Origin of the sequence: Thiofilum sp. (assembly GCF_016711335.1) — a bacterium.
GTDB lineage: Bacteria > Pseudomonadota > Gammaproteobacteria > Thiotrichales > Thiotrichaceae > Thiofilum.
On record NZ_JADJTF010000001.1, the window covers coordinates 926,780 to 950,029 of the forward strand.

The following is a 23,250-nucleotide window of genomic DNA, read 5'->3' on the forward strand; positions in this document are numbered from 1 at the left end:
TCTATGATCTGGGGAGCTTAGACTTAAAATATGACAATCCTGTGACAAACCCTGCGTCCTAATAAGCAAAGCCCCACGCCGATAAAGATTTACTTGCCTTCTTGTTCTAAGCTGATCATTCTAGCTCTAACTTTATTAAGCCCAACCTAAGCCCGCAACTATGCTTGAACTGAACCAACCTATTGCTGACTTCAGCGCTCTTAGCACCTCCGAGCAAGCTTTTAACTTAGCAACGTATCGTGGTCACAATGTAGTGATTTATTTTTACCCTAAAGACAATACGCCGGGCTGTACTACCCAAGGTCAACAGTTTCGGGATTTTTATCCCCAATTTCAGGCGCTCAATACTATTATTGTAGGGGTTTCGCGTGATAGCTTACGCTCGCATGAAAACTTTAAAGCTAAACACCAATTACCTTTTGAATTAATTACTGATCCAGATGAGATACTGTGCCGCACTTTTGATGTGATTAAATTAAAAACCTTATATGGCAAACAACATCTAGGCATTGAACGCAGTACTTTTCTCATTGATGCGGCGGGTATTTTGCGCCGCGAATGGCGTAAAGTACGAGTACCGAATCATGTTGAGGAAGTACTCATAGCTGTACAATCCCTGCCCACGCTTACTAAAAACGAATAATAGCCACACTTATGACTCAAACTCAAACTACCCGCCTCTTTGTACTCGATACCAATGTATTGATGCACGATGCAACCGCGCTGTTTCGCTTCCAAGAGCATGATATTTTCCTACCCATGGTTGTGCTAGAAGAGCTAGATCGGGGTAAAAAAGGTGTCTCGGATGTCGCCCGTAATGTGCGTCAAGTGAGTCGCTTTTTAGATGAACTCTTGCAAGCTGCGGGACATACTGATCTGGAGCAAGGCATTCCCCTACAAGCGGGTATGCTAGGTTTAGATAAAACTAGCAAAGCCCCCAGCGGTAGACTGTACTTCCAAACTAAACCTTTAACCACTGATCTACCAGCACTACTGCCCGGTAATTCACCTGATAACACCATTCTAGAGGTTGCCTTACAACTACAGCGCTTGTACACCGAGCGAGAGATCATTTTAGTCTCTAAAGATATTAATCTACGCATTAAAGCCACTATTGTAGGTTTGACCGCAGAAGATTATCTGAATGATCAAGTACTCGAAGACGCGGACTTATTGCCGTTAGGTTACCACCTGCTACCTGCTGATTTTTGGTCTGAACACAGCAAATCTATGCAGTCATGGCAACAACAGGGGCGTACTTTTTATAAGCTCACTGGTCCCCTCACCCAAACGTGGTATCCGGGCGAGTTTATCTTTCAGGATGAGGAAGGCGGGATACAAGCCATCATACGCCAACGTTTTGCTGATCATGTGATTATTGAAACCATTCAAGACTATACCGAAAAGCGCCGCGCAGTATGGGGCATTAATGCCCGCAATCGCCAACAAAACTTTGCCCTTAACTTACTCATGGATCCTGATATTGATTTAGTGACCTTATTAGGAGCGGCAGGTACAGGTAAAACGTTGCTCACCCTAGCGGCGGGTTTAGCGCAAACCTTAGATGAGCAGCTTTATAAAGAAATCATTATGACCCGTGTCACGGTTCCCGTAGGTGAAGATATTGGTTTCTTACCCGGTACAGAAGAGGAAAAAATGGCCCCTTGGATGGGTGCACTCATGGACAATCTTGAGGTACTCACTCAACCCACCGCAGGGAGTAAATGGGCGCGTCAATCTACCGATGAATTTTTAATGAGCAAAATTAAGATTAAGTCATTAAATTTCATGCGTGGACGTACTTTCCTCAATCGCTATTTGATTTTAGATGAGGCGCAAAACCTCACCTCTAAACAAATGAAAACCCTCATCACGCGTGCAGGACCGGGGACTAAGGTAGTGTGCTTAGGCAATATTGGCCAGATTGATACCCCGTATTTGACTGAAACTTCCTCTGGTTTAACTTATGTGGTGGATAAATTTAAAAGCTGGGACTATAGCGGCCACATTACCCTACAGCGCGGTGAACGCTCACGTTTAGCTGATTTTGCTTCTGATCACTTATAATGAGTACTTGGCATGTTGCACGACATTATTAATTGGATTGTGAATACCGTACACGAATGGGGTTACTTCGGTATTTTTGTGATGATGACCCTAGAATCTAGTTTTTTTCCCTTCCCTAGTGAAGTGGCGATTATTCCAGCCGGATACTTAGCCGCACAGGGCAAAATGAATTTAGTAGGCGTTATTGCCTCTGGTATAGCTGGAAGCTTAGTAGGGGCGCTGATTAACTATTATCTAGCTATGACATTAGGTAGATCTTTTTTAGTGAAATACGGTAAATACGTATTGCTAAAGCCAGAAACACTTAATCGCATGGATACCTTTTTCAGCAAGCATGGGGCTATTTCCACCTTTACTGGACGTTTGATTCCGGTAGTACGGCAATATATTTCCCTACCCGCAGGCTTAGCCCGCATGGATTTAAAGGTATTTAGCCTATACACCAGTTTAGGCGCGGGAATTTGGGTGGTGATTTTAGCCATATTGGGTTATTTCATTGGCAATAATGAGCAGTTAATTAAAGAAAACCTCACTTTAGTCACCCTAATCACTCTGGCGTGTGTGGCGGTACTGATTTTGACTTATTACCTCAAGCAGAAACGCCGCTCGGTATAGGGATTTATAGCCAATTCATACGAGTACCTCTACTCTTTGTAAAAAGTATTACCTTAAGTAATAATAACTGCTTAAAGTAATACCGGAGGTCAGTACTATGAATGCCTGTATATCAACTGTGACACAAAAAGGGCAAGTTACCATTCCCAAAAGTGTCAGGGATAATCTAAATTTGATGACGGGTGACAAGGTTGAATTTGTCCTTACTGAGCGGGGTGAGGTTGTACTTAAACCTTTTACTCGCAAGGCTGCTGAGGTTGCAGGCTTACTGAGTAAGTACAAAAAACCTCATCCTGTCTCCATTGAGGAGATGAATGAAGCTGTTGCCCAGTACATCAAGGACACCGCATTATGAAGGCAGTTGACACCAATATACTGGTACGCTTTCTAGTGCAAGATGACGAAAATCAGGCACAAATAGCGACCCGACTATTGACAGATGCTGAAGCCTCCAAGCAACCACTATTTGTTAGTCATGTGGTTGTGCTAGAAATGATGTGGGTGCTCAACAGTATCTATGAAGTACCACGAGAGGACATATTAGATTCATTGAGTGAATTGCTTTCTATGGTGGCATTGGAGTTTCAGGACGCTGTGAGTGTGCGCGACTTTGTTAGCAGCGCCCATAATAATACCTACGATTTAGCAGACCTGCTCATCTCCCAAGTAGCACGCGGCAAAGGCTGCTCTACTACATTGACCTTTGATAAAAAAGCCTCCAAAGCCCCTCATTTCACTAAGCTATAGTCAAGCGCCTATTTTATGAAGGAAATTACATGAACCTCAGCAGCACCATCAAAAGCATTCAAGACATCATGCGCAAGGATGCAGGTGTCGATGGCGATGCACAACGTATCGGTCAGTTGACTTGGATGCTGTTCTTGAAAATTTTTGACCAGCGGGAACAAGACTGGGAAAAATACGCAAAAAATAATAAAACAGATCTCTGTACACGACAATTCGCTTAACTCATTGAATCTTTTTCAAAAGAAAATCGCCTGAGTTTCATCCGTCCATCCTCGATCGCCATGAATTGTGGTGGACAAAGGAACAGAAGCAGCAGCCTAAGCCTATCCACTTTTTCCCGTACCCTTCCATTCAATAAATCGGTCAAGTAGTCCAAGCCGTAACGGAAGACACTTTGCTCTTTGCGTCCATGTTTTTTCGTCTTCAAAGGCTTGACGGCTTTTTCCTTCCATTCGCCGACTTTGTGCGCCCAACAGAAGCCAATGGCAAGCAACGCCATCATCTTTTTGATGCGAGGGGTTTGGTGAAGTGAGTGGCTTCCATGTGAAAACCACGCCCTTTCAAGCATTGGAACAGGTTTTCAATTTCCCAACGTAGCCGATAAGTGCCAATGGGATCAGCCGTGTAGTGGTTGCTGGCGATAATCAACAACTCACCACTGGGCAGCTTTGAGCCACTGAGCCAAACCCATTCCCCGCTAACGTCGCGACGGTGACGGAGAACGCGCCGTTTACCCGGCTTGAGGTTGGCAAACAGCGAGCGGACATGCGCCTCTTTTTGTGTTTGTCGGTCATCAACTGATTACCCTTGATACGAATCAAGTAGGGAATCTCTTTGGAAGACAACCACTTCCACCATTGACCACCAATAAACTCACGGTCAGCCAACACACCCAAGATGTTGTTGCGCCCGAATTGGCTGATAAATCGTTGCAGCAGGGCAATACGTTCACGTTGGTTAGAATTACCGCGTTTGTTCAACACCATCCAGTAAACGGGGATAGCCGCACCTTGGTAAACAACCGCCAAAGTCAGGAGATTGAGGTTGGATTTGCCCCATTTCCAGTTGGTTCTGTCGAGTGTGAGGTAGTATTGTTGACCACTAAAGGCGAACATTCCCATAAGAAAATGGGCAATGTCATTGTAATTAAAGAACACTTGGCTAAAAAAGCGTTGCATCCGTCGATAGCGGGAACCAATGTCGGTGTCAGAATCTATGTGTACCGCCAACAACGCCAAATTCATTTGTCGCGCACTCAGCAAAGTATGCAGCATTCCCACAAAACAATCCAAACGGGGCTTGCCCCAACTCAAGTGGGCTTTTAAACTGTCACGTAGTCCATCGCTCAGATCCATTTTGCTCTCCTGTGTGGTAACTAGAGAGTAAAACATAGGAGCGGTGGACTTTCACCATCTCCATGACAAACATGCTAAATCAATAAGTTAGTGGTTTTGTCGTGTACAGAGAAAACAGATTACATATCACCGATTCCAGATGGCTTACGCTGGTGTGACTGGGCAGAACCCACTAAGGGTACACAAGGTAAAAAACAGCCTAATATGTCTGCCGATAAATTGATCGACTTTGTGAACAATACTCTGTTTCCGGGCTTGCAGAGTGTAAACCCCAATATTGGCAAAAAAGAGAAGGTTATCCATACGGTTTTCAGTGAATCCCACAACTACATGAAATCCGGGCAGTTGATGCAGGAAGTGATCGAGAAGCTGGATGAGGCCATCGACTTTCACGACTTCAGAACCCGTGCCAATCTGGGTGATGTGTACGAGCAAATACTCAATGACCTGCGCGGGGCGGGGAATGCGGGTGAGTTTTATACGCCAAGGGCGATTACCCAGTTCATGGTGCAGATGGTCAACCCACGGCTGGACAAGAGGGAAAAAGTGCTTGATCCGGCGTGCGGTACGGGTGGCTTTTTGACGGCAACGATTGACCATTTCAACCATCAAATCACCGACAAATCCGGCACAGAAGATAAAAAGGCGATTGAGGAACTCATTTTCGGCTTTGAAAAGAAACCGCTGCCGCATCTGCTGTGCACCACCAATTTGCTGTTGCATGGCATTGATGCGCCCAGCCAGATTGAGCACCGCAATACGCTTGCCCGCGCGTGGAATGACTGGAGCAAAGCGGAAAAGATGGATTGCATCGTCACTAACCCGCCGTTTGGTGGCTATGAAGAGGATGCGGTTGGCGGCACTTATCCGGCTGACCTGCGCACCCGTGAAACTGCCGATATGTTCATGGCGCTGATCGTCAAAAAACTGCTGAAAGATGACGGTGGGCGGGCTGCGGTGGTGTTGCCGGATGGCTTCATGTTTGGTGATGGCATCAAGGGCAAGCTGAAAGAAAAGCTGCTGAAAGAGTGCAAGCTGCATACCATCGTGCGTTTGCCCAAAGGCGTATTTGCGCCCTATACCACCATCAAAACCAACCTGTTGTTCTTTACCCGGCGCACGCCTGAAACCGACGATGACGCCGATCAGGATGCAAGTTTCGCCACTGACACTATCTGGTTTTATGAGCATCCATATCCGCCCGGTTACAAAAGCTATTCCAAAACCAAGCCAATCCGGCTGGAAGAGTTCGACGCGGAAAAGGCATGGTGGGGCACGGAAGACAACGACTTTGCCGACCGCGAAGAAACCGAACTGGCGTGGAAGTTTGACTTCAAAACCCTGCAAGCCGAAAAATGGGCGGAAGCCAAACCGCATTGGGAAAAAGCCGCAGATTTGAATAATCAGGCCAGTGCGCTGGAAAACGAAGCCAAAGACTTGCGCAAGAGTCTGGTGGGCAGCACCGATACCGACTACCGCAAGCAAATAGGAACCCAAATCGAAGAACTCAGGGTCAAAGCCGAACCCTTACGCCTGAAAGCGAGGGATGCGCAGGCGGCAGGCGACCGTATCTATTGGCCTATCTTCAACCTTGACCAGAAAAACCCGAACACACCGGAAGAAGAAAGCCACGACCCTGACGTATTGCTCGATAAATACAAAAAACTCCTCGGCGAAATCGAAGAAACCGAAAACACCCTCAAAAGCGAATTAGCCGCAGCACTGGCGCATCACTTCGTAGAAGAGGAAGCCGCCTGATGGATGCCAAACAGTTTTTGGCTGAGTTCGGACACATCGCCAATGCACCGGGCGGTGTACAACGCCTTCGGGAAATGATTTATCAGCTAGCTGTGACAGGCTTGTTAAGTCAACAAGTTGAAGATGCCGAGAGTCTGCTACAAGATATTGAGTTGGAGCGAGAGAAGCTGATAAAGAAGGGCAAATACAAGCGAATACCCAAGCTGGAAAAAGAGCCATTGCTGGTTGCTCGCAATGCCAGTATTCCTAAGACTTGGGTGTGGACTCGTTTGTTAGATATTGGTGAAATTAGCCCGAAAAATAAGTTAGACGATGAAGAAGAAAAAATAGCTGATTTCATACCCATGAGCGGTATTTCTGAGTTGCATAAGGCAATATTAGTTAGTGAAATTAGACGATGGGATGAAATTAAAAAAGGGTACACCCATTTTGCTAATAATGACATCGTGGTTGCAAAGATTACCCCATGTTTTGAGAATGGAAAAGCGGCTGTTATTCGGGGTTTGCAAAGCGAATGGGGAATAGGTGCAGGTACTACTGAGTTACATGTGGTTCGTCTGATCCACGAAGGTGTATTGCCTGATTATGTTTATATTTTTCTTCGTTCCCCTTATTTTAAAGTCGAAGGCGAAAAAAATATGACGGGAACAGCGGGGCAGAAGCGCTTACCTACAGAGTTTTTTGCTACTTATCCTTTTCCCTTGCCTCCAACTGAGGAACAATCCCGTATCGTCGCCAAAGTCGATGAACTCATGGCGCTTTGCGACAAGCTCGAAGCCCAACAACAGAAAAAACGCAAATTACAGAACAAGTGGCGTCAGTCTGTCTTGCAAGCTGTTGCCAATGCGGAAAGCCCGAAAGAGTTGCAAGATAGCTGGAAGCGGTTAGCGGGGCATTTCTCGTATCTGTTTGCTGAGGCGGAGGATGTTGCAGAACTTCGCAACTTGGTTATGGATTTAGGTGTCAGTGGCAGATTAACTTGCTTAGATTCATCAGACACGCCTGTATCCGATCTACTGGAAATGATAAAAAGTGCAAAAAGAAATAGTATCCAAAAAGGTGAAATTAAAGCTCTAAAACCTGTGGTCGGTGAGGTTTTAGGGGAGTCTTTTGTGCCTGCTCACTGGTCTCAAATAGTGCTTGATGATGCATTGGCAATGATAGATTCAGGCTGGAGTCCTAAGTGTATGGATAAACCAAAAAATGATGATGATAATTGGGGGATATTGAAAACAACAGCAGTGCAGAAGTTGCAATTTATTTCCCACGAAAATAAGCAATTACCAGTTTCCCTGAAACCAAAACCCCAATATGAGACAAGGGTTGGAGATATTTTGATTACTCGTGCTGGTCCCAGTAATAGAGTCGGAATATGCTGTGTTGTTGATAAAGTTCCTCCTAGACTAATGATTTCAGACAAGATCATCCGTTTTCGTATAGTCGATGATTTAATTGATGCAAGATTCGTTGCCTTATCTTTGTCATCAAGTGAAACAGCTCAAATTCTAGAAAAAAAGAAATCGGGTATGGCTTCAAGTCAGATGAATATCACACAAGATAGGTTAAGGGCATTGCCAATCTTGCTGCCGCCACGAGAAGAACAAGTACGCATACTGGATGAGATCCAACAAATGATGATCTTCTGTGACACATTGGAAGAAAAGCTTCGTTCTAAGAAAAAGACCGCTGAGCGATTGGCGACGGCTGCTATTGCCAGTCTGACTGGTATTTCCACCCCACAACAGGAAGAACCCATGAAAGTCCCAAAAACCGAATTAAAAGCCCCGGTACGTTTGGGGACAGCCCAACCACCCAATAATATGCAAGCCCCATTGGCAAGCCTGCTTGCCCGCCATAATGGCGAAATGGGCGCAAATGACCTGTGGCAGCGCTTCGGCGGGGAAGTCGACGCTTTCTACGCCCAGCTTAAAACCGAAGTGATGCACGGCTGGATTGCCGAACCCACGGGGGCGCAAATGCTGGAGAAGGAGGCCGACTGATGCGACTGCAACGCCTGTGGCTCAAACAGTTCCGAAACCTGCGTGATGTAACGGTGAACTTCGCCGAGTATTACGAACCTTCACCAAGGCAGCCAGCCGATGCGAAGCCAAAACCCATCCGTAGCTATGCGCTAATCGGTCAGAACGGCACAGGCAAATCCAACCTGATGGAAGCCCTGATCACAATTTTTCGTGACGTTGATCTCGATCGAGATGCAGCTTTCGATTACGAACTGGAATATCAGATTCGTGAGCGGCAAGTCAGACTCAAAGCCAATATAAGTAAGCAAAAGCGCCCCTTTGTCTGGGTGGACGATAAAAGCGAGTCACAAGGCTATCTGCTGCAAAACAGGGATTTATTACCTGCCCACATTTTCGCTTACTATTCCGGACGCAACGAACGGATGGAAACCCTCTTTCAGGAGCACCAACGCCGCTTTAACCGTCGTCAGGAAATCACCGCCGAAGAAGTATTGCCCGCACATATCCTGAATAACCTCTCCAACACCGAAGCTGACCGCCGCAAGATGGCGGATTTGCGCAGGCAGGAAGAAAACAAGCAGTTAAAACAGTTTGGTGATGACCGCTTGCGGCGGCTGTTTTACTGCCGTGACGGACACAGCCAACTGGTGTTATTGGCTTGCCTACTTTCCAATGATCCCGTTTTTCAGAAAATACTCGAAAACCTGAATATCGAGTCACTGGAATCTGCCTTGTTCGTGCTCAAACAACCACACCGCCTGCGCCGTCTGGAAGAGGATGACATCAAGCAAGGCGACCCACGTTTCTGGTACGCACGCGGCAATGTGGTATCCGAGTTTCTGGATAAACTTTGGCAAATCGCATGGGCCCCCATTCAACACGAAGAATCCAAACTGATTGATTTTCGTGGCAGGCATGAAAAACAAAAACAACTTTACCTGTTTGTCCCTGACAAAGACAAACTACGTGAACTAGGTGAATTGATAGGCTCACCCAGTAGCTTTTTCCGCTATGCCGAAGGTGCATATATTGGTGACCTGATCGAAGAAATCCGCATTACCGTCAAAAAACGCGACGAACACGGCGGTAAAATCAGCTTCACCCAACTTTCTGAAGGTGAACTACAAATGCTAACAGTCTTGGGGCTGATGCGTATTACCCATGAAGATGACTGCTTATTCCTGCTAGACGAGCCAGATACTCACCTCAACCCAATCTGGAAACTGCGCTATTTTAATGATATTGAGAGCGTTATGAAACCACGTCCTGATGCAATAATAAAAGGTGAATCACAAGTCTTGATCACCACACACGATCCATTGATGATTGGTGGTCTCAAGCGTGAACAGGTGCATATTCTGCGTAAATATGGTCAGGGAACTGAAATAGTGCAACCTGATGAGCATCCGCAGGGAATGGGGGTGTCTGGCTTGCTGAAAAGCGAAATCTTTGGTTTGCCATCCACACTTGATGCCCAAACGATGGATGATCTACAGCGCCGTAATGATTTGTTGGCTAAACGCAGAGAAGTAGGCTTAAAACCTAGCGAAGAACAAGAACTGGAATATCTAGTAACTCGATTGGAAGACCTTGGTTTTTCACGTGAATACCGTGATCCAATGTATCAGCTATTTATTGAACAAATGTATAAGGTTCGTCGAAAACCACTAAATGAAACCCTGACCAAGGATGAAATTCAGGAGCAAAACAAACTCGCTGAGCAGATTATTGAAAAACTGGTTAAGGCTGAAAGGATTGATCAGCTCTCACAAATTGCCCAAGAACTGGCAATAAAAGGTTGAAAATGCGCAAAGTCATTATCACGGGTACACCCCCGCAAGACTGGATTGATGATGCTGATAGGGTAACTGCGTTGCTACAGGCAGCGCCCGATGAAGCTGGCAGAAGCTCCATTATCAAAGCCAATGAAAATCTCTGGCGTGATGACCGTATCCGTAACTGGTTATTACAGCAATTTGCCAACAAGTGCTGGTATACAGAAGCGGCAGAAAGTGTTTCATCCATTCACGTTGACCACTTCCGTCCCAAAGGCCGTGTCATGAATCTGGATGGTTCTACAGAGTCAGGTTATTGGTGGCTGTCCTTTAACTACAAAAACTACGTCATCGCCGGGCAGCTTATCAACGTCAAGAAACGCGATTTCTTCCCTATTCTCGAAGGTGAATACCGGGCGAGGGAAAACTGCTCCGAAACTCAACTCCGTTTGGAAGGCGCGGTACTGATAAACCCATTGACTAACCAAACCCGCTTGATTTCTTACGAGCGTGACGATGATGGCTGCATTGCTGTAGTGGCCGGAGGGGTGGATTGCCCTGTGGATCAGGTCATGGCAGAGCAAACCATAGATATTCTGGGATTGAACAGGCTGGATCGCCTGAACCAGAAGCGTGGCAGGGTTTGGGATGATTGTCTGCGGGAAATTAACGAATACCAGGGCGCACAAGCTCAGGGGGCTAGGGCATTGGTTTGGTTGATGAAAACTTTGGTGATTAACAGGTTAAAGGATCGGGTCAAATATGAGTCTGAATTTTCATCTGTAGCAGAGGCTTGCATTAGGAAAAAAGGCAATGAAACTATCATTGCCGCTGTTTTTGAGCGCCAAGCTTATCCATAGCATTTAATGAATACCATTTTACTTTGCATAAAACTTTATCAGAAATAATGAGCTTTGCTACTTTACAAAGCTACAAAACACCCCTCTTGCGCACTTAACACTATTGCATCCATCACTCGCATATTAGCCCAAGACTCGGCTAAATCCATTGGTATGCCTTGATCCTTTAAAATCGCTTCAGTGAACACCTCTGCCTGCAAGGTATATTGATCTTGGGGAGCAAACGTATGTTCTTCAATGCCCTTAACGGTTTGCACCCATAGCCTTGTACTTTGTTCAGGTGGGGCATTAAAAGGAATCTCTAATTCAATCCGACCTTGAGTGCCATAGATTTGCACCCGCTGAAACGGTGTCATTTGGGTAGCACAGGTAAAACTCGCTTGCCCTGATCCAAAATCCAATAGCCCTGTGGTTAAACGATCCACACCAAAGGCGGGATCATACTCACTCATACCACACACCCGCTGCGGCTCTTGACCAAATAAAAACCGTGCTAACGACACACCATAACAGCCAATATCCATTAAAGCCCCACCGCCTAGCTCAAGACTGTTACGAATGTTATTAGGATCAGCATTGAAATAAGAAAAGATAGTCTGAATCGCTTTTAGCTCGCCAATACGTTGCTCTTGCACTAGCGCTTTAGCCATCTGCCACTGTGCATGAAAGCGGTACATAAACGCTTCCATCACCTTAGGACGTGGCTCTGGCAATTGCTGATAGAAGGCTTGTAGTGTTTGGACTTGCTCACTGTTTAAACCAATGGGTTTTTCACACAACACATGCTTGCCTGCTTGTAATGCTTTTTGTGTCCACTCGATATGCTGATCATTCGGCAAAGGGATATAGACGACTTGTATGTTAGGGTCAGCCAATAAAGCCTCATAGGAGTCATAGGTGTGTGGAATAGCTAAGTCTTGGGCAATACGCTTAGCCTTTTCACCATCGCGTGAGGCAATTCCATAAACGTGAGCTTGTGCGCTTTTTTGCAGTGCGGGGATCACTTTAGTACGTGCAATTTTAGCGGTACTTAGAATGCCCCAATTCAATCTTGGCTTATCAGTAGTTGGCATATAAAAATCCGAATAAGGTGGTGAGTGTTATCATGCCGTGAACTATAGCTAGTTGTCACTTAGCCCTACTGCAAGAGCTTAGTAAATCGATTAAGCTTAGTCCCTTATTGTAACACTTCGGACAGTTTACGCGGCGATAGCACCATAATTACATAGGTCTGCGAAGGCTGGGCTGGATTTTATGGCGCTGAAGTCGAGTTTTAAGTGGCGAGAAAAGCGTTCGAGCAGATGGGCATTGAAGTGGCGGATCTTCCCACTGGCAACGGAGAGGACACTGCGCCCGTTGCCCCCGGCATCCCAGTTCTGCTGGCGATCTTCCAGCCGGAGCAGGTTAAGTGCCGTCAGTGAGGTATTGAAGTGGAAATCCAGCTTTTCTTTGCGGGTCGTTTGGCAGTCACACAGCCCGGTGTGTTGCTTGGCATCCCCGGAACAAAAATTCTATCTGGAAACGCGCTTGGTAGTAACGCAGGATGTCTAATGCAGGGCAATCCGTGTCGGTACTGAACAGCAGTGCGCTAGCGGTCTTGCCGTTTGCTTCGCGCACCAGATAGACGATGCGCACTATCTGTTTGAACGTCGGGCTGTTAACAGTAGCGGTGTAAACACGCTGCCCGTCCAGCTCTCCGACCCGTTCAAAACGTGATAAGTCGTCAAAACTGACTTTGCCGCTGTACTGGCGGTGACGACCCTTGGGTTTTTGTGCGCCCGTGTACAGCCACCGTAAGTCGGCGTCCTGACGTAACTTGCTGATCAAATGCAAGTTGAGTTCCCTGATGCCACTGACAAACTTAGTTTTGGCATAAAAGCTATCCGCGACGAGATAACGGATGCCACACCCCAGCAGGACTGTGATGGCGTGTTGAAGCTGTCCAAGGTAGCTATCCATCCGCGTGGGGAGCGGCGCACCAACGAAGGGTGGGTGTTTCACCTTGGTTTTGTCTTTGGTGTTGGCGGGTTGGCTTTGACCCTTGCGGGTTGAGCGCGGCAACGTAGGCGTTTGGCGGGCGGATAAGGTGTAAGTACCGTGTTGTGGGTCACGTCCACCAGCGCTAACAAGGATAATTCTTGTCCGCGTTGCGCCTGCCCCTGTGAGCCGTTCCAAAACCAGTCTAAGGCCATAACTCTTGCGCCCGCTTTTAGGCACGAAACTGGCATCAATAGCCGCAATACGTTCCCCCTTGCCATGCAGGACATCCTGTAAGATCAGCAGGTTGAACGCTAGAAAATCAAAGGAACGTGAAAACCAGCGTGAAAAAGTCTTTTCATGGCAGTCACTGTAACGTCCAAGGTTGCGGAAGTTGACACGGCTGGGCAGGTACATCAGCGCATTGAACAAGGTCAGCAAAAACTGGCGCTGCGGTTTCGCCACACTGGACATTTGGCTCAGAATCGTTTCTATTGTGGACATGGAAGCTTCTGGGGTGAGGGGTTGTTATCGTGGTTGACGACATCTTCCCACACTGGAGGCTTCCAGCCTATTTTTCAATCATGCCCAAACTGTCCGAAGTATTGTTATTGTTGATTTAGGTTTTATTATGGATTGGCGTTGTCCGGTGTGTCATACCGCTTTAAAGCTAGAAAATACTATCTATCGCTGTGTAAACAGCCACACTTACGACCGCGCTAAAGAGGGCTATGTCAACCTACTCCTTGCTCATAAAAAGAAATCGGCGGATCCGGGTGATTCTAAAGCGATGCTTTTAAGTCGGCGTATGTTTTTAGAACAAGGCTATTATCAACCGCTAGCCGATGCTTTAGCCCAAACAATCGCTAACTATGCTCAAGGTCAAGCTCAAACCCTCTTAGATATTGGCTGTGGCGAGGGATATTACTTAGACCAGATCATACAAAATAACCCTACTCTTCAAATTTGGGGCATTGATATTGCACGCGATGCGGCACGTCTTGCTGCAAAACGTTTGCCTAGTATGCACTTTGCTGTGGCGTCGAGCGCTGATTTGCCACTGGCAGATAATAGTGTGGATATAGTCACTACGGTATTTGCCCCCATTAATGAAGCAGAAGTAGTACGGGTCTTAAAACCTAATGGTATTTGGCTGTGGGTGCGTCCGGGCGCTAATCATCTGTATCAGCTTCGGGACTTGATCTATGCTCAAGCACGCCTGCATAACACTGAGTTAGCGTTACCGGATAGCTTGCAATTACTCAGTACCCAACCGATCCAATATGTACTTAGTTTGCAGGACTCGAAAAGTATTGAAGCGCTATTAGCTATGACACCTTACTACTGGAGTGCGTCGTTAGAAACGCAACAAACGGTTAAGCACTTAAGCCAGCTAACAATCCAAGTTGATTTTCAACTATTAGCCCTACAAAAATCCGTATTTTAATTTAAAGTTATAAATAAATATAAAAATAGCTACTTTATTAACTTAAAATAAGACTATAGAATCGCCCTCTCAAAGATGAGAATTATTATTATTTGATAAGGACGCACTTTTTATGGCGCTCAGAAACACCACCGAGCACTATGGTAGCTTGTCTATAGCCCTCCATTGGCTCATGGCGCTAGCCATTATTAGCTTGTACTTCGTAGGCGATTATATGGTTGAACTCACCTACTATGACAAGCTCTATCACACACTGCCTCACCTACACAAATCAATAGGTGTGCTAGTGGGCCTTGCTCTAGTACTACGGTTAGCATGGCTTTATAGCCACCCACACCCTACTAAACTCGCCACTACACCAGAATGGCAACACACACTAGCGCGTTTGGGACATATAGGCTTATATGTATTAATCCTCGCACTTATTATTAGTGGCTATCTTATTTCTACCGCCAAAGGTAAAGGCATAGAAGTTTTTAACTGGTTTGAGATACCCGCTTTACTAGCTGAAAATGCTGAGCGTGGTGAAATAGCCGGAAAAATCCATGAATATAGTGCCACGCTATTAATGTTATTAGTGCTAGTACATGCGGGTGCGGCACTATTGCATCACTTTTATTGGAAAGATAACACACTAAAGCGCATGTTAGGACGCTTATAATTAACTCATTAACTTTTTTACTACCACGTCACTAAGGAAACTATCATGAAAACCTTATTAGCTACTTCATTATTAGCCCTAAGTTTATTAGGTACTCAAGCCTATGCCGAAGATTACAAAATCGATACGGAAGGCATGCATAGTGCTATTCAATTTCGCATTAAGCATTTAGGCTATAGTTGGTTATATGGACGCTTCAATGATTTTGCGGGCACATTTAGCTATGACGCAGCGAAACCTGAAGCATCAAAAGTCGCTGTGACCATTAAAACCACTAGCGTTGACTCTAATCATGCTGAGCGTGATAAACACTTACGTAGTGCTGATTTTTTAAATGTAGAGAAATTTCCTGAAGCTAAATTTGAAAGTACTGCTTTTAAAGCGGGAGCTGATGGTAAAAGCACTATCGAAGGTAATCTAACCCTCAACGGAGTCACTAAACCTGTGACATTAAATGTAGAAGAAATCGGTGCAGGTGATGATCCTTGGGGCGGCTATCGTCGTGGTTTTGAGGGCAAAACCAGTTTTACTTTAGCGGATTTTGGTATTAATTATGATTTAGGGCCTGCTTCTAAAGAAGTAGAACTAACCTTATCAGTAGAAGGGATACGTCAATAACGCCTAAAACTATTTAGCGACCAATAAAAGGGTAGTTTCGACTGCCCTTTTTTATTTTTAAAGGCAAGTAGAAAATAATTAGGCAGCAATTAGGTAGGGACAAAAAAAGCCCACTTTGTGGGCTAAAGGGGGTAACTTTGAATTCAGTGGTGGCCGGGGGCAGAATCGAACTGCCGACACGCGGATTTTCAATCCGCTGCTCTACCGACTGAGCTACCGGCCTTAAGAGGTCGCCATTAAAGCGCTTTACCCGCCGCTTGTCAAGCAGCACTTAGTAATTTTTGGTGATTTCAAGCAAAACAGCTACACTAACCTTAGATGAGCTAGAATAAGCTATAAAGGACAAGCGGTGCAACTCATTGATATTATTCTGATACTTTATATTTTACTGGTCGTTATTGGTTTAGTATTACTCTGGCAGAAACTAGCCGATACTTTATTTAATATTCCCAATCTCACTCCTGAACAACGCATTTTAATTATCGTTGCAGTATACGCTATTATTACTTTCGCTGCCTTTTATGTGGGTTTAAAAATTAATGCTAAACGTAATGCACCCACTCCTGTTAATCCGGTACAAACTCAAGCAGTACCTATAGCTTCACCTAGTAATACCCAAGCTAATCCCCCCCCTAATCTCTCTGCACCACCTACCGCTACACCGAGCAATACTACAACACCAACCAATACCATACCTGCCTTAGTACAAACTAATCAAGACACTGTAAATCCAAGTAGTGAATTACAAAATTTTTTAGAACTTAATTATTTTGACTTTGAACAACAGCGTAGTGCTTTACAACAAACTCTACAGCGCTTAGATCAGTTTTTTAAACGTGCCGATCAACTCGCTGCCAATACCCCTACTCACCGACGTTTTATGCAGCAAATTGCCCTAAATCGTTGGAACTTCCGTCAGCAACTAGAAAGCTTAAGACAAGAAATAGAGCAAGAAACACAAACCTTTTGGATTTTTTACCGTGCAGGCTCTTCCGAGCATACAGAACAAGCTTTTACTAAAAAAACTGTCAGCCTCACTGAGGACATTCAAACCTTATTAGGTAAAGAATCCGATGTTCTTACTAAAGAAAATAAGCTTATTAAAAGCTATATACAGTACCTAACTAAAATGCTCAATCGCCCTGCCCCAAAACCTAACCAAAACTCTCCTCAATATACACCTCAAAATCGCCAATTTGTTCTTAAATGGCTACAAGCTCAGCGTCAAATTGTATTATTAAATAATTTAACTGCCTTAGAGGAAAGTAAAAAACGTATTGAAACTAGCCTATACGAATTTCAGCGCTTTTTAACTCAATACCCTACTATGGAAAATCGGTTGCAATCTACCTTAAGCCTGTGGAAACAAGCTTTACAAGCCAATTTATATGTGCAATACCGTTTATTACATTGTGCCGAAGCTGAATTACTACTGACTGATCCAGAAATGAAAATTGCCCCTGAAACTGGGCAAGCGTTAAACTCTTTATTAATTGATCGTTTACCCCTAATGATTAGTGAGGCGGCTGATATTCGCTTACAAGCCGAACGTAGCTATGCTACTGAACGTAATAAAAATACTCGTTAATTATCACCTTTTATTTATCTCAGTTTAATAAAATTAGCATGCTATACTTATTTGAACAAATGCCTATTTCTTATTGGGTATTTAGCTTTATTTTTAATCAAATTAGCTCACTACCGCTTAGCCTTTTGATATAACCAATTACTAACAGGCTGTCTAAAATCTATCTACACTCATGGTAATATGAACTAACCCCCCACCCCCATAGGAAGGTCTGTATGTATAACGCTCTGATAGTTGAAGATACAGAAGAAACCAGTATTTGGTTAAAAAAAATACTAGAAACGGCATTTGCTGGCATAAAAATCACTATTTGTACTAACTGCGCAGAAACTCGTACATTTATCCAGCAAAATACGATTAGTTTAGCGCTAGTAGATATTAATCTTCCTGATGGTAGTGGTTTAGATCTCATTACTGAAATTAGGCAGCTTTTTAAAGATGCTTATATTATCACCACTACTATTTTTGATGACGATGATCATATTCTCACCGCTCTGCGTAATGGTGCAAATGGCTATTTATTAAAAGATTTGGCTGAAACTATTTTTATTCAAAAACTGCGTGGCATTTTAACCGGTGATCCTCCCTTGTCACCCAGCATTGCTCGCAAAATACTGCATTGCTTTGCAGAATCGGCTAACAAACCTAGCGCTGTGTCTACGAATGACAACATAGGGAATAATCATATCGCACCGACCTTAAGTCCACGCGAGCAAGATGTATTAATTCTGGTAGCTAAGGGGTTCAGCCGCAAAGAAATTGCTGAACTACTACACTTATCTAGTAATACCGTGGCACGCTATATTCGGGATGTGTATCAAAAGCTGAATATTTCGAGTCGGGCGGAAGCCGCTGTAGAAGCTTGTCGTATGGGTTTAGTAGGTACGGAAATGTAATGACATTAAGTGGTTACAACATCAATACCTCTCTAACCATTAGCCCCATTCACTCATTAGTGATCGCTTTACTGTTTACCCTGTTAGTACAGGGGGCAGCTATATATTTGCGCATGCAACAGCCTTGGCTAGGGCTGCAAGTTAGCTTGGCACATAGTAATGGGCAATTACTGGTAACTACTGTCACCAAGCAATCCCCCGCTGATGCGAACATACCTATCGGTAAATTTTTGCTCGCAGTTGAAACCACATCAGCTACATCTATACCCCTAAAACCTTTGATACGCACAGAGCCTTTTTCCGTACCCAGCTATCAAATGTATGCTGATTACCAAACTTTACACCGTGCTTTATATGAGGCAATCCATGAAGCTGCCCATGCTCAGCAAGCCATTAAATTAGTGATGCATGACGGACAACGGTTAAAAATAACCCCACTGCCCAAAACTCCCTTATCAGGTATTCCATCTGTATTTTGGTGGTTGCTGCTTAGTAACTTAATAGCTCCATTACTAGGAGCCATTGTGTGGACATACAAACCCTATACGCTGGAATCCGCCTGCTTAGTATTGGCATGTATGAGCTTTTTTTGTTTTCAAACTATTTTTGCGCTGGTCATTTCTCGTGAGTTACATATATCACCAGAGTTTTTCGCGTTGTTGCCGGTACAGGCAGGATTGTTGAATCTGTTTACTTTGTCCTTATATATTATCTTATGTTATTACCCCAATCGCCTAATGCCTATGTGGGCGATTTATCCGGGTATTGCTGTGGCTGTGCTATTGTCACTCAATTACCAGTTCCATTGGCTAGAAATACCGTTGCAAGCTTTCTTGTTCCAGTATGTTCCGATTATTCTGTTGGGAACTTGGTTAATGCACTGCCAATGGGTTGCCGCCAAAGGAAATCCAGTTGATCGTACCACTGTCCTAATGTTGCAACTATCTGCCATGCTGCCCTGTTGGCTGATTATGTTGCTTTATATCTTTCCTATTGCTTTGGGTAGTACTCCATTTATACATCCTATTGCAAACCGCTTATTACTATTCTTCATTTTTGCAGGGTGGGTAGTAGGCGTACTGCGCTTCAGGCTGTTTGATATTGAATATTGGTGGTTTAAGTCCTTACTGTGGCTATTAGGTGGTAGCTTGGTAGTTATCTTGGATATTTTGATTGCCAGTTTCCTGAAAACTTCCGAGATGTTTGCATTAGGAGTGGCAGTCACTATTGCTGGTTTCTTGTATTTTCCACTAAGACAATGGTTATTAGGAAAAGTGTTACCCTCAGAGCAGCAAGGCTTACAAGAGTTTTTACCAGTATTTAGTAGCAACATGTCAGATGCTATATCCAAGGAGACATTTGAAGCGCGTTGGCTAGATTCATTGAATCAGCGTTTCCAGCCCTTGCATGTTGAGGTTCTTCAGGGGGAGCTTGCAAATACGGTTTTGTCGGACAATGGGTTGCACCTGCAAGTGCCGGGGCTAGGGCTGGGGCACTTTTATCAGCTAAGCGGCAAAAATCGTGCTGCACGCCTATTCAATCAGGCAGATGTCAAAAATACGGAGTCATTACTAACCGTAGTGCGTATGGCAAGCCATGCCAGTGAGGTACGTCAGCAGGTCATCATTGAAGAGCGCCAACGGATTATGCGTGATTTACACGACAGCGTAGGTTCCAAATTACTCACCCTCACCTATAAACTCACCAAACCCGAAGAAAAAGAAGTAGCTAAACAAGCCCTTATGACCTTACGCGACACTATTCGTCTGGCCCTTAAACCGTGTCCACTCCGCTTAGAAGATCAATTAGCCGACTGGCGAGCTGAAATCACTGAACGAGCCGAAGCATCAGGGGTTCAACTGAGGTGGGAGCAACAGGGTTCGCTAGAAAATTACCCTTTCACTCCCCAACTAGCCTTAGAACTGACTCAATTACTGCGTGAGGCAGTTAGTAATGCGCTAAAACATGCTTGCCCTGAACACTTGATCATTGGTTTCAAGGCGCAATCTAATGATTTGGAGATTAGCATTACTAACGATGGTGCTGTTTCCAATCCAGCCTTATGGAAAGCAGGGACGGGGCTTAACACTATGACTAGCCGTGTTAAAAAACTAGCGGGTACACTAGAGTTTAGTCTGACCACTGGCTCTACACCGCATAATCAAGTACGTATGAGCATCCCTTTTATTCCAGCCAACCCAGCCTCTACACAAAGAGCACTACTCCATCAGCAATTATAAAATCAAGGTATCAGCGACAACTGCGCTCACACTCTGCAACAGTACGAAAAGGCGGCTCATCAGCACATCCCCCCCAAATCATAGCCTCACAACGATTAGTCGCAGGATTAAAATAAGCTCTTCGTATCGCTGCTTTACATCCCTCACGATTAAAGTTATGGGGGTTAATATTGCAGGAAGCGTTACTAAATACTCTAGGTCGATTGACTATGCGCCATAATTGATTACCTTGCCCATGACAAGGCCAAATGATCAATTGTGCACCATTAGCCGTACTCGCTTGCCTTACATCTAAACACTTTCCTCCCAAACCTCGCACCGTCCCATCAGAATGAAAGCGCCATTGTTGATTAGCTCCTCCGTGACAAGACCATAAAATAACAGGTGTGCCATCTGCGGAGGAGTTGCCTTGTACATCCAAACACTTGCCGCCTAGACCAATAATAGCTCTCCCCGCAAAACGCCAACTTTGATTAGCTCCCTGATGGCAAGACCACATAATAATGGGCGTACCATTTGCAGATGAACCACCTCTAACATCTAAACACTTATCACCTAGACCGCGTATTTCTACCGCATGGGCATTAGATATTAAGAATCCAAGCATAAGTAAGGCTAAAAGTAGTTTTAATATTTTCATGCAGTTTCCTCCTAAGTAAAAAACTCAGAAAACACATTAACGAACACAAGTTATGCGCCTAAAAGAGCCACAACCTGCATCATCGCAGACTTGCCCTTCGCCAAATATCCTACTTTTTTCACCTGCGCTAAGATTACGCATCCCCCCATGAGATGACGCCCGCGTAAAGCCTTTTTCTTTACAAAACCTATCAGCAGTAGGCAATCCACAATTTTGTGCCCAAGGTGAACACCAATCTAATACCGTATTATTGGCTCCATATCTAATAGGATAGGAAAATACTACCGACTCTTGTTTGCACACAACGGCTGTTATGCGGTCACATTGCGGCATATCGCAAAGCTGACCGCCATTAATAATTCTAGTGGTAGGACTATCATGCTTAACTGAATAAGTAATGGCTTCTGGAAAGCCTTTTAACTTACAAAACGCATCCGTAGCAGGCTTACCACAATTACTAGCCCATTCTTTACATAAATCTAGGGGATAACCATTAATCATGGGATTTTGAAATAACTGATTACCTTGCGCATTACCAATAAATAAGAATAATCCGCCTAATACTAACTGACCTAGATTTTTCATAGAAAACTCCTAGATTATCAAATTATCGTGATAGCCTGACTAACCTTTATTTACCACCACATTGGTTTACAGGTCGATCACAACAACACTGCGTACAACCGCAACTATTCTGCTTTGCCTTTGCATAAGAAGGTACGGTAGCTAGTGAAATCATAACTGCGCACATTACCGCCACTACAATTTTAAACTTCAACATACATCAATCTCCTTTTACTAAACTAAATGATCGCTATTGTTATGGTATTAAAATTTAAATACTACCTATTAGAATACATGTAAATGAATAGCTTCAAACAGGTAGTATTAGTTCATAAACCAACTTGAAGTGGTTACCCTAATAACGACCACCACGTCCATAACCATGCCCGCGCCCGCGCTCACCTCCACGCCTACGATCTCCTCTATGGCGATCTCGATAGGTTGGTCGTCCTTCACACCGCCAAGACTTATGATAGCCATAACTCACATCACACCGCCCCACCACACAAGGAGTACGATAATACGCCCCACAGCTATACAGTGCTGCATCTTCAGCCCTATAACGACTAGGATACCAATCAGACCATACTGATGCGGAGGCTATAGGGGCATTTAACATGACCAATAAGCTGAATACGCCTAATATTTTCATTTCTTCCCTCGCTGCTAATTACTTAGCTAATTTACTCACACTACGGTAGCTAAAAATGAGAAATTAATACTTATAATCAAGCTTTTAAGTTTTAAACCCTATTAGCTAACTCATTTTAAACACTCTGCTCAGACAAAAACTCATTATCTTATTAAGCTTGTCACTGCTTAATCACCGCTACAGGATGTCATTTAAAACGGCTCCAAACTATCACCCAAATGAATACATCCATTTGAATGGATTCATTTGGGTACATGGTTTTAGATGATTTAACAGGTACTGTATTGAAAAGTTATATTGATTATTGATAAGGAGTATATAAATTATGCGTATCAAAAATATTTTTATTAATGTTTTAGGCTCAACACTACTGCTATTAAGTTGGCATACACATGCATTAGCTCAAGGTAAAATTTATTCTGATCCCAACTATAGAAATCAGTCTTTTAAAGCTAAAGACTTACCTTTTCAATTGCCCGACGTGGTTACAGAAGCTAAATCAGTCCCATTTTATGCAGTTATCCTAAAAACTTATTCCATATGCAGTGTTAAAGAGAGTGAGCGCGTTAAGGTACAAAAACTACTCCCTAAGCATAAAGTATTTTATCAACGTTTTAGCTGTAATCAGGATAATGAGGACGACCGTGTTTATTATACTAATACCAATAATCAGTATGATTTTTTGGCTGTTTATGCAGGTGCTACACTAAAAGACGCTAAGCAATTTTCTGCCAAAATAAAAAAGTTGGGACGTTTTCCGGGACATAATATTCGCAAAATGCAAGTAGTCTACTCGATTCCCTAAAAA

At 44.2% G+C, this 23,250-nt stretch carries 23 protein-coding genes, 1 tRNA gene and 1 pseudogene; 17 read left to right on the forward strand and 8 right to left on the reverse strand.

Going from position 1 to position 23,250, the window contains the following annotated elements:
• Positions 1–160 precede the first annotated feature (160 nt).
• From IPL34_RS04415 to IPL34_RS04440, 6 genes are all read left to right on the forward strand, one after another.
• The gene (locus IPL34_RS04415) at positions 161–643 is read left to right on the forward strand and encodes a peroxiredoxin (protein WP_296838296.1); all 483 of its coding nucleotides are present in this window, start codon (positions 161–163) and stop codon (positions 641–643) included.
• An 11-nt stretch (positions 644–654) separates the two neighbouring features.
• A complete protein-coding gene (locus IPL34_RS04420; RefSeq protein WP_296838299.1) occupies positions 655–2,067 on the forward strand; it encodes a PhoH family protein in 1,413 nt (470 codons plus the stop codon).
• A 12-nt stretch (positions 2,068–2,079) separates the two neighbouring features.
• On the forward strand, positions 2,080–2,682 hold the full coding sequence (locus tag IPL34_RS04425; RefSeq protein ID WP_296838302.1) for a DedA family protein: 603 nt from the start codon (positions 2,080–2,082) through the stop codon (positions 2,680–2,682).
• Positions 2,683–2,779: 97 nt separating this feature from the next.
• Positions 2,780–3,037: an AbrB/MazE/SpoVT family DNA-binding domain-containing protein gene (locus tag IPL34_RS04430; protein WP_296838305.1), complete on the forward strand. Its 258-nt coding sequence runs from the start codon at positions 2,780–2,782 to the stop codon at positions 3,035–3,037.
• A complete protein-coding gene (locus tag IPL34_RS04435; RefSeq protein WP_296838308.1) occupies positions 3,034–3,429 on the forward strand; it encodes a PIN domain-containing protein in 396 nt (131 codons plus the stop codon). The genes IPL34_RS04430 and IPL34_RS04435 overlap by 4 nt, the downstream gene beginning before the upstream one ends.
• Before the next feature lie 29 nt (positions 3,430–3,458).
• Positions 3,459–3,650, forward strand: a complete 192-nt coding sequence (locus IPL34_RS04440; RefSeq protein ID WP_296838311.1) for a type I restriction-modification system subunit M N-terminal domain-containing protein — start codon at positions 3,459–3,461, stop codon at positions 3,648–3,650.
• A 233-nt stretch (positions 3,651–3,883) separates the two neighbouring features.
• Here IPL34_RS04440 and IPL34_RS04445 read toward each other — a convergent pair.
• Positions 3,884–4,026 (reverse strand): annotated as a pseudogene (locus IPL34_RS04445) (transposase); the annotation flags it as partial.
• 47 nt (positions 4,027–4,073) lie between these two features.
• The gene (locus IPL34_RS04450; protein WP_296838314.1) at positions 4,074–4,784 is read right to left on the reverse strand and encodes a transposase; all 711 of its coding nucleotides are present in this window, start codon (positions 4,782–4,784) and stop codon (positions 4,074–4,076) included.
• A gap of 204 nt (positions 4,785–4,988) precedes the next feature.
• Between IPL34_RS04450 and IPL34_RS04455 the strand changes: the two genes are divergently transcribed.
• From IPL34_RS04455 to IPL34_RS04470, 4 genes are read left to right on the forward strand one after another with little or no spacing between them, the layout of a single operon-like run.
• A complete protein-coding gene (locus IPL34_RS04455; RefSeq protein ID WP_296838318.1) occupies positions 4,989–6,542 on the forward strand; it encodes an N-6 DNA methylase in 1,554 nt (517 codons plus the stop codon).
• Entirely contained in the window at positions 6,542–8,542 is a 2,001-nt protein-coding gene (locus IPL34_RS04460) for a restriction endonuclease subunit S (protein WP_296838321.1), read from the forward strand. Before IPL34_RS04455 ends, IPL34_RS04460 begins: the two co-directional genes overlap by 1 nt.
• Positions 8,542–10,326 carry an AAA family ATPase gene (locus IPL34_RS04465; protein ID WP_296838324.1) on the forward strand — a complete coding sequence of 595 codons (1,785 nt, stop codon included), beginning with the start codon at positions 8,542–8,544 and terminating at the stop codon, positions 10,324–10,326. Before IPL34_RS04460 ends, IPL34_RS04465 begins: the two co-directional genes overlap by 1 nt.
• Positions 10,327–10,328: 2 nt before the next feature.
• On the forward strand, positions 10,329–11,159 hold the full coding sequence (locus IPL34_RS04470; RefSeq protein WP_296838327.1) for a hypothetical protein: 831 nt from the start codon (positions 10,329–10,331) through the stop codon (positions 11,157–11,159).
• 62 nt (positions 11,160–11,221) lie between these two features.
• On the opposite strand, the gene IPL34_RS04475 is transcribed toward IPL34_RS04470, so the two are convergent.
• Together IPL34_RS04475 and IPL34_RS04480 are read right to left on the reverse strand one after the other, a co-directional pair.
• Positions 11,222–12,232 (reverse strand): Gfo/Idh/MocA family oxidoreductase, encoded by a 1,011-nt coding sequence (locus IPL34_RS04475; protein WP_296838330.1) that lies wholly within the window; start codon positions 12,230–12,232, stop codon positions 11,222–11,224.
• 394 nt (positions 12,233–12,626) lie between these two features.
• The gene (locus IPL34_RS04480; protein ID WP_296838334.1) at positions 12,627–13,640 is read right to left on the reverse strand and encodes a transposase; all 1,014 of its coding nucleotides are present in this window, start codon (positions 13,638–13,640) and stop codon (positions 12,627–12,629) included.
• A 127-nt stretch (positions 13,641–13,767) separates the two neighbouring features.
• On the opposite strand from IPL34_RS04480, the gene rlmA reads away from it, so the two are divergent.
• The 3 genes from rlmA (at position 13,768) to IPL34_RS04495 (ending at position 15,862) form a co-directional block, all read left to right on the forward strand.
• Positions 13,768–14,583, forward strand: coding sequence for a 23S rRNA (guanine(745)-N(1))-methyltransferase (gene rlmA / locus IPL34_RS04485; protein ID WP_296838337.1), 816 nt, complete (start codon positions 13,768–13,770; stop codon positions 14,581–14,583).
• Positions 14,584–14,695: 112 nt separating this feature from the next.
• A complete protein-coding gene (locus IPL34_RS04490; RefSeq protein WP_296838340.1) occupies positions 14,696–15,244 on the forward strand; it encodes a cytochrome b in 549 nt (182 codons plus the stop codon).
• Between the two features lie 42 nt (positions 15,245–15,286).
• Positions 15,287–15,862: a YceI family protein gene (locus tag IPL34_RS04495; RefSeq protein ID WP_366931090.1), complete on the forward strand. Its 576-nt coding sequence runs from the start codon at positions 15,287–15,289 to the stop codon at positions 15,860–15,862.
• Between the two features lie 147 nt (positions 15,863–16,009).
• Here IPL34_RS04495 and IPL34_RS04500 read toward each other — a convergent pair.
• Positions 16,010–16,084, reverse strand: a tRNA-Phe gene (locus IPL34_RS04500).
• A gap of 127 nt (positions 16,085–16,211) precedes the next feature.
• On the opposite strand from IPL34_RS04500, the gene IPL34_RS04505 reads away from it, so the two are divergent.
• The 3 genes from IPL34_RS04505 to IPL34_RS04515 all read left to right on the forward strand — a co-directional run bounded on the left by IPL34_RS04505 (position 16,212) and on the right by IPL34_RS04515 (position 20,586).
• Complete coding sequence (locus IPL34_RS04505) at positions 16,212–17,450, forward strand: hypothetical protein (protein ID WP_296838345.1); 1,239 nt, start codon at positions 16,212–16,214, stop codon at positions 17,448–17,450.
• Positions 17,451–17,665: 215 nt separating this feature from the next.
• Positions 17,666–18,346, forward strand: coding sequence for a response regulator transcription factor (locus tag IPL34_RS04510; RefSeq protein ID WP_296838348.1), 681 nt, complete (start codon positions 17,666–17,668; stop codon positions 18,344–18,346).
• A complete protein-coding gene (locus IPL34_RS04515; protein WP_296838351.1) occupies positions 18,346–20,586 on the forward strand; it encodes a histidine kinase in 2,241 nt (746 codons plus the stop codon). The genes IPL34_RS04510 and IPL34_RS04515 overlap by 1 nt, the downstream gene beginning before the upstream one ends.
• 10 nt (positions 20,587–20,596) lie before the next feature.
• Here the strand turns inward: IPL34_RS04515 and IPL34_RS04520 are convergent, their stop codons facing one another.
• The 3 genes from IPL34_RS04520 to IPL34_RS04530 all read right to left on the reverse strand — a co-directional run bounded on the left by IPL34_RS04520 (position 20,597) and on the right by IPL34_RS04530 (position 22,442).
• A complete protein-coding gene (locus IPL34_RS04520; protein ID WP_296838354.1) occupies positions 20,597–21,226 on the reverse strand; it encodes a ricin-type beta-trefoil lectin domain protein in 630 nt (209 codons plus the stop codon).
• Positions 21,227–21,262: 36 nt separating this feature from the next.
• The gene (locus IPL34_RS04525; RefSeq protein WP_296838357.1) at positions 21,263–21,811 is read right to left on the reverse strand and encodes a hypothetical protein; all 549 of its coding nucleotides are present in this window, start codon (positions 21,809–21,811) and stop codon (positions 21,263–21,265) included.
• Between the two features lie 334 nt (positions 21,812–22,145).
• A complete protein-coding gene (locus tag IPL34_RS04530; protein ID WP_296838360.1) occupies positions 22,146–22,442 on the reverse strand; it encodes a hypothetical protein in 297 nt (98 codons plus the stop codon).
• Between the two features lie 325 nt (positions 22,443–22,767).
• Between IPL34_RS04530 and IPL34_RS04535 the strand changes: the two genes are divergently transcribed.
• The gene (locus tag IPL34_RS04535; protein ID WP_296838363.1) at positions 22,768–23,247 is read left to right on the forward strand and encodes a hypothetical protein; all 480 of its coding nucleotides are present in this window, start codon (positions 22,768–22,770) and stop codon (positions 23,245–23,247) included.
• Positions 23,248–23,250 lie beyond the last annotated feature (3 nt).